This window comes from Xylophilus sp. Leaf220 (assembly GCF_001421705.1).
Taxonomy (GTDB): domain Bacteria; phylum Pseudomonadota; class Gammaproteobacteria; order Burkholderiales; family Burkholderiaceae_C; genus Xylophilus.
The window spans coordinates 947,600-960,795 of record NZ_LMKO01000001.1; the positions used below are offsets into that span (position 1 = coordinate 947,600).

Below are 13,196 nucleotides of genomic sequence, written 5' to 3' on the forward strand. Positions count from 1 at the left end.
CCGCGCAAGTCCGCTCATTCATCGCCCCATAACCCATAGAAGGAGACAACCGCATGGCCTACGAAACGATCCAGGTGCGCACCGAAGCCGAGAAGGTCGGCATCGTGACGCTGAACCGCCCCAAGCAGCTCAATGCCCTGAACGACCAGCTGATGGACGAGCTGGGCGACGCGCTCGATGCGTTCGCTGCCGACAGCGCCATCGGCTGCATCGTCATCACCGGCAGCGAGAAGGCTTTCGCCGCAGGAGCCGACATCGCCGCGATGGCCAAGTACGACTTCACCCACGTCTACAAGAGCGACTACATCGGACGCAACTGGGAGCGGATCCGCGGCATCCGCAAACCGGTGATCGCGGCGGTGAGCGGCTTCGCGCTGGGCGGTGGCTGCGAACTGGCGATGATGTGCGACTTCATCATCGCAGCCGACAACGCCAAGTTCGGCCAGCCCGAGATCAAGATCGGCGTGATTCCCGGCGCTGGCGGCACCCAGCGCCTGCCGCGCGCCGTGGGCAAGAGCAAGGCGATGGACATGGCCCTCACCGGCCGGATGATGGACGCGGCCGAGGCCGAACGTTCGGGCCTGGTCAGCCGTGTGGTGCCGTACGACCAATTGATGGACGAGGTGCTGGGCGCCGCGCTGCAGATCTGCGCTTTCTCCCAGGTCGCCGCGATGGCCGCCAAGGAATCGGTCAACCGCGCGTTCGAAAGCGGCCTGTCGGACGGCGTGATGTTCGAGCGCCGCCTGTTCCACGCCCTCTTCGCGACCACCGACCAGAAGGAAGGCATGGACGCGTTCGTGAACAAGCGCCCCCCCACCTTCACCAACAGCTGAGGGCGCTGGCCGGCGCCACAAAACTTGCTATACTCGCTGGCTCGGCGCTTTAGCTCAGTCGGTTAGAGCGATGGAATCATAATCCACAGGTCCGCGGTTCGAATCCGTGAAGCGCCACCAAGATGCTAAAAGCCTTTTAAGTCGATGACTTAAAAGGCTTTTTTGTTGGTGAGTTGCACAAGGGTTTGGCGCCCCCAACGCATTGGGTCTGCTGTCCGTGAAGGTACATCTTGCCCCCTGTGGCAACGATCCAGCCAGGTGATGCGCGCCGATGGTCGACGTGCATCGAGGCCATGGCGAAAAGATAGTGGATCACCTCTTCGCGGCCCCATCGGGGCAGCCAAACCCAGCATCACTGAAAGACCAAGCGGCACAATCGCCCGCATGACACACCGCATGCGGACGATCGGCGGCTGGGGGCTGCTCTGGCTGGTGGCCACCGTGGCCGGCGGTGCCTTGATCGCCCAGGCCGCGCTGGGCCGCCACGAAGCGGCCTTCGGCGCCGACGTGCGCATCGCCCACCGGCTGCTGAGCCAGCAGGCGGTGCAATACGACGCCGTGCTGGCCACGCTGGCGCTGCTGGGCACTCCCGGCGAGGCGGGGCCGGATGGCCGGCCCGAGCGGCGTCTGTCGGCGGTCTACCCCGCCATCCTCGACGTGCTGCGGCGCGAGCGCGACGGCCGCTGGTCCGATCCTCGACTGGCGCGGGCCGAAGAGGCCTCGCGCACCACCCGGCAACCCGCGCTGGCCGAGGTGGACCTGCCCGCCGGCCGCTACACCCTGGTGGCCGCGGCCGAGCCTGTCAGCCACGCGCTGCGGCTGGACCTGGCTGCCGCGATTCCCTGGCGCGACTGGCCGATGGACCGCGCCGCCAGCCCGGTGCGCCTCACGGTCGAGCAGGCCGGGCAGGCCTTCGTTGTCCAGCCGGGCCGGCCTGCCACCGCCGGCGGCTGGACTTTGTCGATGCAGAAGACGCTGGCGTCGCCCAGCCAGCCCTTCGAGGTGGTCGCCACCCGCCAGGTGACCTGGCAGGAACTGCCCTGGGCCTGGATAGCGCTGTGGGCGGCGGCGGTCGGGCTGGCGCTGGCCGCGGCGCGCACGGTGCAACGCTTGCGCACCGCCCGCCGCCGGGCCGAGGAGCTGCTGCGCCTGGGCCAGGTGGCCCGGCTCAACACCCTGGGCGAGATGGCCGCAGGTCTGGCCCACGAGCTGAACCAGCCGCTGACCGCCATCCTCGCCAGCACCCAGGCCGCCCGCCGCCTGCTGGACGACCGCCCGCCCGAACTCGACGCGGCCCGCGGCGCCATGGGACAGGCGGCGGAGCAGGCGCGGCGCGCGGCCACCGTCGTCGGCCGGCTGCGCCGCGCCATCGAGCGTCCTGCGACTGATGCCGAGCGCCAGCCGGTCGTGCTGCAGGACGTCGTGCGCAGCGCGCTCGACCTGCTGGAGCCCGAATGCGCGCGGCATGCGGTGCAGGTGGATATCGATGCGACCGACGGCCCGCCGGTGCGGGTGCTGGCCGATCCGGTGGCGCTGGAGCAGATCGTGCACAACCTGCTGGTCAACGCGATCCAGGCCCTGGACGCGGTGCCGCCCGGCACGCGGCGCATCGCCATCGCGGTGCAGGTGCTGGGCGACCAGGGCCGGCTGGCCGTGGGCGACAGCGGGCCGGGCATCGCGCCCGAACTGCGGCCCCGCCTGTTCGAGCCCTTCTTCACCACCCGCGAAGGCGGACTGGGCCTGGGGCTCAGCCTCAGCGAAACGCTGGCCACCGGCATGGGCGGCACGCTCTCGGCCGCGCCGCCGGGCGGTGCGCACGGCCTGCGCGGCGCATGCTTCCACCTCGACCTGGAACTGGCATGACGACCTCCACCGCGCCCCAGGCGCCGCATTCGCCCCTCGTCCACCTGATCGACGACGACGACGCGGTGCGCGACAGCCTGGCGCTGCTGATCGGCACCGTCGGCCTGCGGGTCCAGGGCTGGGCCGACCCGCTGGCCTTCGTCCGCGACTTCGACCGCACGGGCATCGGAGCCATCGTGCTCGACGTGCGCATGCCCGGCATCAGCGGGCTGTCGGTGCTCGACACCCTGGTGGCGCAGGGCGTGGACCAGCCGGTGGTCATGCTCACCGGTCACGGCACGGTCGACATGTGCCGGCGCGCCTTCAAGGCCGGCGCGGCCGAGTTCCTGGAGAAGCCCGTCAACGACGAACAACTGCTGGAGGCGCTGCAATCCGCCGTGCGCCGGCACGTGCGCTCCCGCGCCCGCAGCCAGGCCGACCAGGCCGCGCGCAGCCGCCACGCCCAGCTGTCGGAGCGCGAGCGCGAGGTGCTGGCCTTCATCGTGGAAGGCCTGACCAACAAGGAGATCGCCCGCACGCTCGACCTGTCGCCGCGCACCGTCGAGACCCACCGCGCCAACCTGTTCGCCAAGCTGGCCTGCGACTCGCTGGCGCAGCTGATCCGGCAGTACGCGACGCTGGTGGACGGCCCGGACGCCCGATAGCGGAGGTACGCCGCCGCGGCGGTGCTCCGTCTCCGTAGTTGTACGGAGCGGCACGGGTAGCCGTACGAATGGCGCCCGCGCGGCGCGATCCGTACAGTCATGGCCATGGGTCGGCACGGTGCCGGCCCGCATCCACCAGGAGACTCTTTTCCATGGCACACCGCACTCGTTTCGCAGCCGCCGCCCTCGTCCTCGCCGCTCTCGGCGCGCAGGCCCAAACCGCTGCACCGATGGCTGCCCCCGCACCCATGGCGGCCGCCGCAGCACCGGCCGCTTCCGGCGTGCTGGTCCAGCGCAACCTGTCGCTGGCCCTGGCCAACCAGATCGCCACTGCCGCGGTTGCCAGCTGTGCGGCCAATGGCTACGCGGTCAGCGCCACCGTGGTGGACCGCGCCGGCGTGGTGCGGGCGGTGCAACGCGCCGACAACGCCGGCCCGCACACGCTGGGCTCCAGCGAGCGCAAGGCCTGGACCTCGGCATCCGCCAAGGCCCCGACCCAGGCCCTCATGGAAGGCGCGCAGAAGAACCCGGCCGCGGCCAACCTGGTCAACATCCCCGGCTACCTGCTGCTCGGCGGCGGCGTGCCGGTGAAGGTGGGCAACGAGGTGATCGGCGGCGTGGGCGTCGGCGGCGCGCCGGGCGGCCACCTCGACGAGCAGTGCGCCAACGCCGCGCTGGAGCAGGTCAAGGGCCTGCTGAACTGACATGCAACACCCGGCCCGTCTCGCCGAGCGCCCGCCGTCCGCATCGCGCGCCGCGCCGATGGGCCGGCATGCCACGCGGCGTACCCTGCTGCTCGCACTCATCGCAGGCGCAGCGGCCTGCGGCGAACCGGCGGCCGCGCAGACTCCGCCGACCGACGCCGAAGCGCGGGCGCTGGCGGGTCTGCATGCCGCGGCGTGGCGCGGCGACCTGGCGCGGATCCGCACCCTGTTGCAGTCCGGCGCCGATGCCGACGCCCGCGACGCGCAGGGCCGCACGCCGCTGCACCTGGCCACCCACGCCCGCCAGCGTGCCGCCGTGCGCCTGCTGCTGCAGAAAGGCGCGCAGCCCGGCCTGCTGGATGCCGAACGCTACGACGCCGTGACCATCGCCGCGGTGGCCGACGACACTGGCACCTTGGCCGACCTGCTGGCGGGCGGTGCACGCGCCGACCTCGTCACCAGCCGCTACGACGGCACCGCGCTGATCGCCGCTGCGCACCTCGGCCACGACGGCGTGGTGCGCCAGTTGATCGCTGCCGGCGCACCGCTGGACCATGTGAACAACCTGCACTGGACCGCCGCGATCGAGGCGGTGGTGCTGGGCGACGGCGGCCCGCGCCACCAGCACACCCTGGCCGCCCTCGTCGAGGCGGGTGCCGACCTGCGCCTGGCCGACCGGCAGGGCCGCACGCCCTTGCAACTGGCCCAGGCGCGTGGGTACACCGGAATGGTGGCGTTGCTGTCGGCACCGCGTCGGCCTTGAATCCTGGTCACGGCCCTGCAACGGGAAACCCGCGGTGCCGCACCATCGAGCAAGACTGCCCAAATCGAGGGCGGTTCGCCAGCGCGGGCGAGTGGCATGCGCAGGTCGTTTTCCGCAGTGGCTGATTCGGTCACGCCGCGCGCCGAAGCCGGAAGCCTTTCGCGGCTCGTTCATCGGATCGCAGGCAGCTAATACGGCAGCCCCCGGCGCGGCGCGGGCACCGGCAGGCCCAGCCGTACCGGCCCACCCGGCGCAATCGCATCGACGGACACACCGCCCCGCGTGACGACGAGCCGCCCATTCCGGGCCAGGTCCGCCGCCACCTGCCGGATGCCCGGCATCAGCTCATGCCACGATGCGCTCCCCGCTACCAACGCTCGGGCCACTTCCGAAGGACAGATGGTCGCACCGGCCTTGCGCCGGGCCAGCAAAGCGAATATCTGGTTTTCCGCGGCAGTCTTGTCCATAGGTTCCTAGTGATTGCGTGGCGCTTTCGCGGGCGGCACCGGCGCTGCCTGCATAGGCGCAGCCGTGCTTCCTACAGGCTCGCCCGCAGCCAGGGCGATACGGTCATGCTCCAACCCCAAGGAGTATCCGATGACCAAAGCCACCCCCACCGGCGCGGGCACCCGTCCCAGCACCGACGGCACCGTCGACAACATGGGCGCGGGAGAGGCCTTCATTCCCGGCAGTTCCGATTCCAGCCCCGCGCCGACGGAGGCGATGTCGGGCAAGCGGCAGGATGCGCAGTCCGTCGAAAAAGACGATTCGGCACCGTTCTCCCTGACCGAGGATGCCGATGCGGTCAAGCCCGAGCACCGGCGCGAGCAGCCCTCCGACCAGGACCGCTGAAACCGCCGGAGGGCCAGCGGGCGCCGAAGCCACAAGGTCGCAGGGTCGTCGTCTCGGCCTACGGCGACACCCGGCCCGCAGCGGCGAGGATCGGGCCATGGCTGTTTTCAAACTCGGCGGTCTGCGGGCCGCACGCAAGACCATGCGCCAGGCGGCTCAACTGGCGAATGCTGTCTGGTCGCCTTTCGTTCCCAAACGAAAGCCGGCGCGCAAGAAGGTGGCGTCGGTTGCCGCATCTGCTGCCGGCGCGGCCACGGCAGCGCGCAAAGGCCGGATGGCCGCTCGGCCTGTAGCGCATGCGCCTTCGCCGCGCACGGAAGTTTTCCATACCGCGGTATTCGCCTATCGGGGGGCAGAGCACCGCTACAAGATCTACGTGCCACCCCTCGCGCCGGGCCAGCAGGTCACCGGCCTGGTGGTGATGCTGCACGGCTGCCAGCAGACGCCCGACGACTTCGCGGCCGGCACCCGGATGAACGACCATGCCCGCGACGCGCAGTGCATCGTGGTCTATCCCTGCCAGCCGGCCAGCGCCCACCGGCAGCGGTGCTGGAACTGGTTCGATCCGGCGGCACAGGTGCGCGGGACCGGTGAGCCGGCGTGGATCGCGGCCCTGGCGCGCGGCACCGCCAAGGCCTGGGGACTGCGGCGCCAGCAGGTCTTCATCGCGGGCCTGTCGGCCGGCGGCGCGATGGCGGCGGCGGTGGCCCATGCCTATCCCGACGTGTTCGCGGCCTGCGGCGTGCATTCCGGCCTGGCGGCAGGCGCGGCGCGGGGCATGGTGGGGGCTCTGTCGGCGATGCGGCACGGCTCCAGCATCGGCCGGCCGCCGCCCGTGAGGCAGGTACCGACCATCGTGTTCCACGGAGACCGCGACAGGGCGGTGCACCCACGCCATGGGGCGCACGTGCTGGCGGCGGCGCTGAAACCTTCGGCCACGGGGATCGCCCTGGCCGACCCCCTGGCAAGCCCCGAGGTAACGGCGATGCAGACCGAAGGCGGCCATGCCTCCACCCGGCACATCTACCGCAACCCTCAGCGCCGTGCCGTCGCCGAGCGCTGGGAGGTGCACGGCATGGGACACGCCTGGTCGGGGGGCAGCACCCGCGGCAGTTATGTCGATCCGGCCGGGCCGGATGCCAGTGCGGCGATGCTCGCGTTCTTCCGCCAGGCGGGACCGGGTACACCATCCGCGAGATAACCCTCCCTATACCATCCCATTGGATGGTGATAGGATGGCCCATGACCTCCAACGCCCCGCCCGTCCGCCTGCCCGACAGCGAAAAGATCACGATCAACCTCGGCTATGTCGACCTGGGCCAGATCGACCTGCTGGTGGCCGAGAGCTTCTATGCCAACCGCACGGACTTCATCCGTACGGCGATCCGCAACCAGCTGGCGCTGCAGGCCGATGCGCTCAAGCAGGTCACCGCGCGCCGCATGCTCGTGATCGGCCTGCAGCATTTCGGCACGGCCGAGCTGGAGGCGGTACGCGCCGCCTATGAAAAGCTGCAGATCCGGGTGCTGGGCCTCGCCAGCATCGCCCATGACGTGACGCCCGAACTGGCGCTGGCGACGATCGACTCGATCGCGGTATTGGGTGCGCTGCATGCCAGCCCGGCTGTCAAGGCGGCCCTGGCCGACCGCATCGTGCGGTAGCGACCCCCACCGACCCACGCCGGGGCGCAGCTCCCCCGCGCGCCCTCTTCCCGACGCCGCAGCGACGGCCCACTGCCTATTCCCTTTCCCCGAAAGCATCCGATGACCCCAAACCTCCCCACCTGGATGCAAGACGCCGCCCGGCTGACCCGCGCCGGCAAGCTGCAGGAGGCGACCCAGGCGCTGCAGCGCTCGCTGGGCCTGCCGGAAGGCGCGGCGCTCCGGGCCTGGCCCGGCATGCCGGCAGGCGACGGCCCCCCCGCGACGACGCCGATGCCGGCAGCGCCTCCTGCCGCCGACATCCTCGACGGCTATGTGACCGAACTGCCGCGCGACCCATCACCGGCCGCCCCGGCACGACCGGCGGCTGCCGGCGGCGGCGTTTCCACCGGGCGCTTCGCCCACGGCGGCCGCACGCTGGACTACCGCCTGTTCCTGCCCACCGGCACCACCGACGCACCGCGCCCCCTGGTACTGATGCTGCACGGCTGCACCCAGGATCCGGAGGATTTCGCGGCGGGCACCGGCATGGACGCGCTGGCCCAGGCCCACGGCTGCGCGGTGCTCTACCCCGCGCAGGACGCGCAGGCCAATCCGCAGCGCTGCTGGAACTGGTTCAAGCACAACCACCAGCAACGCGGCCGCGGCGAGCCGGCCCTGCTGGCGGCGCTGGTCGGGTCGGTGGTGCAGTCGCACGGGCTGGACCCGCGCCGGGTCTACGTCGCCGGGCTCTCGGCCGGGGGCGCGATGGCGGCGATCCTGTCGCAGACCTATCCGGACACGTTCGCCGCGGCCGGCGTGCATTCGGGCCTGGCCCAGGGCACGGCGCGCGACGCGATGTCGGCCCTGCAGGCGATGCGCACCGGCGCCGGGCCGGCCGCCGCCGCCGCGCCGCCGGGAATACGTACGCCCACCATCGTCTTCCACGGCGATGCCGACGCCACGGTGCACCCCGACCACGGCGCGCATGTCATGGCGGCCGCGCAGCCCGCAGGCGGCACCGCGCCGACGGTGGAAGCCGGCCGCACGCCCGGCGGCCGCCGCTGGACCCGCACCCGCTACCCGGGCACCGACGGCGCCAGCCGGGCCGAGTACTGGCAGATCCACGGCGCAGGCCACGCATGGGCGGGCGGGCACCCCGCCGGGAGCTACATCGACCCCACGGGGCCGGATGCCAGCGCAGAGATGCTGCGCTTCTTTCTGGCGCACCGGCTGGCGGCATAAACACGGTGCGCGGGGCAACGCAAGCACCGTGACAGCAGGGCCGTAGACCTAATTTGGAAAGAAAAGTGCCTGTAGCCGGCACACAGGGCCGACCACTAGCTATTCTTTCGATAGCAAATCGAGCAGAGCGCCTGCCCAGCGCGCGCGGTCGATCCAAGCGACGACCGACTGCCGTGTTAGTCGATGCCGATGGCATTGGCAACTCGCCCGCCCGCCGCACCGCCAGAAACCGCATAACCAAATCCGAAACCATGCCGATACGGACGGTACCTGCGCAGGAAGATGCCGGGTTCTCCCGCCGTTTCCGACAAAGGATTTCTCCGTGCACCATCCGACTCCGCGGCGCGCCGCACTTCGCTCCGCCTGGGTCCTGGCGCTTGCCGCATCGCTGTCGGCCTGCGGCGGCGGGAGTGGTTCGGGCGACGGCACCACCACCCTGCTGGCACGCGACGACTTCGACCAGGGCCTGGCCCGGTGGAAGGTCGAGCAGCAGGACCCGGCCGGCACGGTGACTGCCGCCCGGGGCGTCATGACCATCGTCCAGCCCTCGGGCGCCACCGTCTGGTTCCGGCAGAAGTTCAGCGGCGACTACCAGATCACCTTCTCGGCCACGCCTGTGCCGGCCACCTTTCCCGGCACCCGCTTCGTCGACCGCATCTCTGACCTGAACATGTTCTGGAACGCGACAGAGCCGCGCGTGGCCAGCGGCGACCCCACCCAGCGCAACTACGACGGCTCGCTGGCCGCCTACAACCCGGTGCGGCTCTACTACGTCGGCTTCGGCGCCAACGGCAACACGACGACGCGGCTGCGCCGCAACGACGGCACCGATGCCCGGCCGCAGATCGCCGGCTTCTCCACGCCCGAATCGGCCACGGCCGACGACCGGGCGGGCGGCATGCTGCCGGCGACCACGCTCGTCGCCAACCTGGCGACCCGGGTGCGCATCGTCTCCCGCGCCGCCACGCCCGACGATCCGGTAACGCTGCGCTGGTACGCCAACGACGTGCTGGTGTTCAGCCATGCCGATCCTGCGCCTACCTGGGCGGCTGGTTCGCGCTGCGCACCACGACCAGCCGGTTCGAGATCCGGGATTTCGAGGTGCGCTCCCTGGCGCGCTGAGCCCTCGGCCCGCGGGCGGGGGTGCGGCAATCGACCCAGGAGTGCGCGGCCGCGACGTCGAACCGCCCCCTCTCCCGGAGAAACCCCGCGTTCCGCCGCGCAGCGGAACGGACTTCACGCCCCGAACGGATTCGGCACCGCACAAGGCGAGAGCCGGCGCGGATGGCCGGCCTTCAGCTATTGTTTCGATAGCAAAGCGCGCCGGCTTGTTGGCGTCCAAGACCGCGTTGCATCCTGCGCGTCGCTTGCTGCGTGCCGGGACGACCCCAATCCCCTGCACCACGTAGGACGTGTCCTGCACGGCGCAGTGGAGAGACGCCGCAGAAACGATAATTGGCATGCACACCAGGCATTCAGTGATCTGTGCCGACGATGCGGGCGCGGGCGCGGCGGCCGGGATTCCCCTCCTTCATCGACCAGCGCACTTCCGGCCCATGACCGCACGCCCTCCCCTCCAAGATGTCATCGACAGCGCGATCGACTTCGCCGTCATCGTCACCGACCTGCACGGCACCGTTACCGACTGGAACGCCGGCGCCGAGCGGATCCTGGGCTGGCGGCGCGAGGAGATCGTGGGCACGTCGATCGAGCGCATCTTCACCGCGGAAGACCGGGCCATCGGCCGCGCGCAGGAAGAGATGCGCGTCGCCATGGCGGAAGGCCGCGCCAACGACGAGCGCTGGCACCTGCGGGAAGACGGTGCCCGGTTCTGGGCCTCGGGCGAGATGATGCCGCTGCGGCGCGACGACGGCACCCACCAGGGCTACGTCAAGGTGCTGCGCGACCGGACCCGCCAGCACGATGCGGACGAGCGGCTGCGCGTCACCCAGGACCGTTTCGAGACCCTGCTGGAGACCATAGAAACCGCCTTCGCCATCGTCGAGGTGAAGTTCGACGCCCAGGACCGCGCGGTGGACTACCGCTTCCTGGAAGCCAACCCCGCCTTCGAGCGTCAGGCGGGCGTCAACCTGCGCGGCAAGTGGGTGACCGAATTCGCGCCCGACCTGGAGCGCTTCTGGTTCGACACCTACGGCCACGTCGCCCGCACCGGCGAGCCGGCCAGCTTCGAGAACTACGCCAAGGCGTTCAGCCGCTGGTTCGAGGTGCGCGCGATCCGTGTCGGCGATCCGCAGCTGCGGCAGATCGCGATCTTCTTCAACGACGTCACCGACCGCCGCTTGGCGGAGGACCGGCTGCGGGCCAGCGAGGCGATCGCGCGCGAGAACGTCGAGCGGGTGCAGCTGGCGCTCGCGGCCGGCGCCATCATCGGCACCTGGCACTGGGACCTGCCGACCGACCGGTTCACCGTGGACGAGGCGTTCGCCACCGCGTTCGGGCTCGATCCGGCACTGGGCCGCGAGGGCCTGAGCCTGGCGCAGGTGGTCGCCACGGTGCATCCGGACGACCGCGACGGCCTGGCCCGCGCGATCGGCGAGGCCGTCCAGCGCGGCGGCGCCTACGCCCACCAGTACCGGGTGCTGCGCGCCGACCGCAAGTACTACTGGATCGAGGCCAACGGCCGGGTCGACCATGCCGCCGACGGCACGCCCACCAGCTTTCCCGGCGTGCTGATCGACGTGGAGGAGCGGCGCGCGGTCGAGGCCGAGCGCGACCGCAACGCCGCCGCGCTGCGCGCCCTGAACGAGACGCTGGAGCAGCGCGTGGCCGAGCGGACGGCCGAGCTGATGCGGGCCGAGGAGCAGCTGCGCCAGTCCCAGAAGATGGAAGCCGTGGGCCAGTTGACCGGCGGCCTGGCGCACGACTTCAACAACCTGCTGGCCGGCATCTCCGGTGCGCTGGAGCTGATGAACGCCAAGATGAAGCAGGGCCGCTTCGACGATCTGGAGCGCTACGTGGCGGTCGCCCAGGGCGCCACCAAGCGGGCGGCCGCGCTCACCCACCGGTTGCTCGCGTTCTCGCGCCGGCAGACGCTGCTGCCAAAGCCCACCGACGTGAACCGGCTGGTCGGCGGCATGGAGGAGCTGATCCGCCGCACCATCGGGCCGGCGGTCGCGCTGGAGGTGGTCGGCGCCGCCAGCCTGTGGCCCGCCCTGGTGGACCCGGGCCAGCTGGAGAACGCGCTGCTCAACCTGTGCATCAACGCCCGCGACGCGATGCCCGACGGCGGCCGCATCACCATCGAGACCGCCAACAAATGGATGGACCGGCCGGCCGCGGCGACGTACGGCATCCAGGAAGGCCAGTACCTCTCGCTCTGCGTAACCGATACCGGCACCGGCATGCCGCCGGAGGTGACCGCCCGGGTGTTCGAACCCTTCTTCACCACCAAGCCGATCGGCGAGGGCACCGGGCTCGGCCTGTCGATGATCCACGGCTTCGCCCAGCAGTCGGGCGGCCAGGTACGCATCTACTCGGAAGTCGGCCAGGGCACCACGGTCTGCATCTACCTGCCGCGCCACTACGGCGAAGTCGATACCGACGAGGCGATGCCCCGGCTCTCGGACATCGCCCGCGCCGAGCAGAGCGCCACCGTGCTGGTGGTGGACGACGAGCCCTCGGTCCGCATGCTGGTGGCCGAGGTGCTGGAGGAATTGGGCTACACCGCGCTCGAGGCTGCCGACAGCGTGGCAGGACTGAAGCTCCTGCAGTCGGACGCCCGCATCGACCTGCTGATCACCGATGTCGGCCTGCCCGGCGGCATGAACGGCCGCCAGATGGCCGACGCCGGCCGCGAGCGCCGTCCCGACCTCAAGGTGATGTTCATCACCGGCTATGCCGAGAACAGCGTCGTCGGCAACGGGCATCTGGCCCCGGGCATGAAGGTGCTGACCAAACCGTTCCCGATGGAGGCGCTGGCGACCGGAGTCAAGGAACTGATCGGAGCGGGTTAGACGACCCGGCCGGCGCGGCGCTTGCAAGCGGGCGCGGCATGGACCACAGCCATGTTCGGAGGTGTCCGACGCGAAGGCCGCGGCCGCACCGGGACAGTAGAGGTTTTCATTGCGGAGTCTCCATGTCTTCCACGCCTTCCTCCTCCCCTGTATCCCGCCGCATCGCCATCCTGACAACCGACGGCTTCGAGCAGGCCGAACTCGAAAAGCCGCGCGACGCATTGCAGAAAGCGGGCTACGACACCCACATCCTTGCGCCGAAGGCCGGCACCGTACAGGGCTTCGACCATGTCGACAAGGCCGATACTTTCAAGGTCGACGGCACCATCGCCGATGCCGATCCGGGCGACTATGCGGCGGTGATCCTGCCGGGTGGCGTGGTGAATGCCGATGCATTGCGCACCGACGCCGACGCCCAGGCCTTCGTCAAGGCCATCGACGCGGCCGGCAAACCGCTGGCGGTGATCTGCCACGGCGCGTGGCTGCTGATCGATGCCGGTCTGGTCGATGGCAAGACGCTCACCAGCTGGCCGAGCCTGCAGGTCGATCTGCGCAATGCCGGCGCCACCTGGGTCGACGAGCAGGTGCACAGCGAAGGCGGCTGGATCAGCAGCCGCAAACCCGACGACATTCCCGCGTTCAACGCAGCGATCCTGAAGGCGCTGGGCGGTACCTGATCC

12 protein-coding genes, 1 tRNA gene and 1 pseudogene are annotated in these 13,196 nt (G+C 70.7%); 13 read left to right on the forward strand and 1 reads right to left on the reverse strand.

What is annotated here, in order from left to right:
* Positions 1-53: 53 nt before the first annotated feature.
* The 6 genes from ASE76_RS04320 (at position 54) to ASE76_RS04345 (ending at position 4,807) form a co-directional block, all read left to right on the forward strand.
* A complete protein-coding gene (locus tag ASE76_RS04320) occupies positions 54-833 on the forward strand; it encodes an enoyl-CoA hydratase (RefSeq protein ID WP_055835086.1) in 780 nt (259 codons plus the stop codon).
* Positions 834-876: 43 nt separating this feature from the next.
* Positions 877-953: transfer RNA gene (locus ASE76_RS04325), tRNA-Met, on the forward strand.
* Positions 954-1,217: 264 nt separating this feature from the next.
* Positions 1,218-2,696 carry a sensor histidine kinase gene (locus tag ASE76_RS04330; RefSeq protein ID WP_055835089.1) on the forward strand — a complete coding sequence of 493 codons (1,479 nt, stop codon included), beginning with the start codon at positions 1,218-1,220 and terminating at the stop codon, positions 2,694-2,696.
* Positions 2,693-3,340 carry a response regulator transcription factor gene (locus tag ASE76_RS04335; protein WP_055835092.1) on the forward strand — a complete coding sequence of 216 codons (648 nt, stop codon included), beginning with the start codon at positions 2,693-2,695 and terminating at the stop codon, positions 3,338-3,340. Before ASE76_RS04330 ends, ASE76_RS04335 begins: the two co-directional genes overlap by 4 nt.
* A 248-nt stretch (positions 3,341-3,588) precedes the next feature.
* Positions 3,589-4,044: a heme-binding protein gene (locus ASE76_RS04340; RefSeq protein ID WP_369793370.1), complete on the forward strand. Its 456-nt coding sequence runs from the start codon at positions 3,589-3,591 to the stop codon at positions 4,042-4,044.
* Between the two features lie 58 nt (positions 4,045-4,102).
* Positions 4,103-4,807 (forward strand): ankyrin repeat domain-containing protein, encoded by a 705-nt coding sequence (locus ASE76_RS04345; RefSeq protein ID WP_055835099.1) that lies wholly within the window; start codon positions 4,103-4,105, stop codon positions 4,805-4,807.
* A 188-nt stretch (positions 4,808-4,995) separates the two neighbouring features.
* Here ASE76_RS04345 and ASE76_RS04350 read toward each other — a convergent pair whose 3' ends face one another.
* The gene (locus tag ASE76_RS04350; RefSeq protein ID WP_055835102.1) at positions 4,996-5,274 is read right to left on the reverse strand and encodes a DUF3253 domain-containing protein; all 279 of its coding nucleotides are present in this window, start codon (positions 5,272-5,274) and stop codon (positions 4,996-4,998) included.
* A gap of 130 nt (positions 5,275-5,404) precedes the next feature.
* Here ASE76_RS04350 and ASE76_RS04355 point away from each other — a divergent pair, with 130 nt between their 5' ends.
* The 7 genes and pseudogenes from ASE76_RS04355 (at position 5,405) to ASE76_RS04385 (ending at position 13,193) form a co-directional block, all read left to right on the forward strand.
* The gene (locus ASE76_RS04355) at positions 5,405-5,659 is read left to right on the forward strand and encodes a hypothetical protein (RefSeq protein ID WP_055835105.1); all 255 of its coding nucleotides are present in this window, start codon (positions 5,405-5,407) and stop codon (positions 5,657-5,659) included.
* A gap of 274 nt (positions 5,660-5,933) precedes the next feature.
* Positions 5,934-6,860 (forward strand): PHB depolymerase family esterase, encoded by a 927-nt coding sequence (locus ASE76_RS04360; RefSeq protein ID WP_055835106.1) that lies wholly within the window; start codon positions 5,934-5,936, stop codon positions 6,858-6,860.
* A gap of 41 nt (positions 6,861-6,901) precedes the next feature.
* Positions 6,902-7,318: a hypothetical protein gene (locus tag ASE76_RS04365; protein ID WP_055835109.1), complete on the forward strand. Its 417-nt coding sequence runs from the start codon at positions 6,902-6,904 to the stop codon at positions 7,316-7,318.
* A 102-nt stretch (positions 7,319-7,420) separates the two neighbouring features.
* Positions 7,421-8,542, forward strand: coding sequence for a PHB depolymerase family esterase (locus tag ASE76_RS04370; RefSeq protein ID WP_055835112.1), 1,122 nt, complete (start codon positions 7,421-7,423; stop codon positions 8,540-8,542).
* A gap of 529 nt (positions 8,543-9,071) precedes the next feature.
* Positions 9,072-9,524 (forward strand): annotated as a pseudogene (locus tag ASE76_RS21440) (DUF6250 domain-containing protein); the annotation flags it as partial.
* 574 nt (positions 9,525-10,098) lie between these two features.
* Positions 10,099-12,516, forward strand: coding sequence for a PAS domain S-box protein (locus ASE76_RS04380; RefSeq protein ID WP_082447920.1), 2,418 nt, complete (start codon positions 10,099-10,101; stop codon positions 12,514-12,516).
* A gap of 122 nt (positions 12,517-12,638) precedes the next feature.
* Positions 12,639-13,193 carry a type 1 glutamine amidotransferase domain-containing protein gene (locus ASE76_RS04385; protein WP_055835117.1) on the forward strand — a complete coding sequence of 185 codons (555 nt, stop codon included), beginning with the start codon at positions 12,639-12,641 and terminating at the stop codon, positions 13,191-13,193.
* Positions 13,194-13,196: the final 3 nt, after the last annotated feature.

Excerpts from the sequence above, each read along its gene's own strand:
- ASE76_RS04330 (WP_055835089.1), top strand. The coding sequence starts at position 1,218 with ATGACACACCGCATGCGGACGATCGGCGGCTGGGGGCTGCTCTGGCTG.
- ASE76_RS04380 (WP_082447920.1), top strand. The coding sequence starts at position 10,099 with ATGACCGCACGCCCTCCCCTCCAAGATGTCATCGACAGCGCGATCGAC.
- ASE76_RS04370 (WP_055835112.1), top strand. The coding sequence starts at position 7,421 with ATGACCCCAAACCTCCCCACCTGGATGCAAGACGCCGCCCGGCTGACC.
- ASE76_RS04335 (WP_055835092.1), top strand. The coding sequence starts at position 2,693 with ATGACGACCTCCACCGCGCCCCAGGCGCCGCATTCGCCCCTCGTCCAC.
- ASE76_RS04345 (WP_055835099.1), top strand. The coding sequence starts at position 4,103 with ATGGGCCGGCATGCCACGCGGCGTACCCTGCTGCTCGCACTCATCGCA.
- ASE76_RS04340 (WP_369793370.1), top strand. The coding sequence starts at position 3,589 with ATGGCGGCCGCCGCAGCACCGGCCGCTTCCGGCGTGCTGGTCCAGCGC.
- ASE76_RS04320 (WP_055835086.1), top strand. The coding sequence starts at position 54 with ATGGCCTACGAAACGATCCAGGTGCGCACCGAAGCCGAGAAGGTCGGC.
- ASE76_RS04385 (WP_055835117.1), top strand. The coding sequence starts at position 12,639 with ATGTCTTCCACGCCTTCCTCCTCCCCTGTATCCCGCCGCATCGCCATC.
- ASE76_RS04355 (WP_055835105.1), top strand. The coding sequence starts at position 5,405 with ATGACCAAAGCCACCCCCACCGGCGCGGGCACCCGTCCCAGCACCGAC.
- ASE76_RS04360 (WP_055835106.1), top strand. The coding sequence starts at position 5,934 with ATGGCCGCTCGGCCTGTAGCGCATGCGCCTTCGCCGCGCACGGAAGTT.
- ASE76_RS04350 (WP_055835102.1), bottom strand. The coding sequence starts at position 5,274 with ATGGACAAGACTGCCGCGGAAAACCAGATATTCGCTTTGCTGGCCCGG.
- ASE76_RS04365 (WP_055835109.1), top strand. The coding sequence starts at position 6,902 with ATGACCTCCAACGCCCCGCCCGTCCGCCTGCCCGACAGCGAAAAGATC.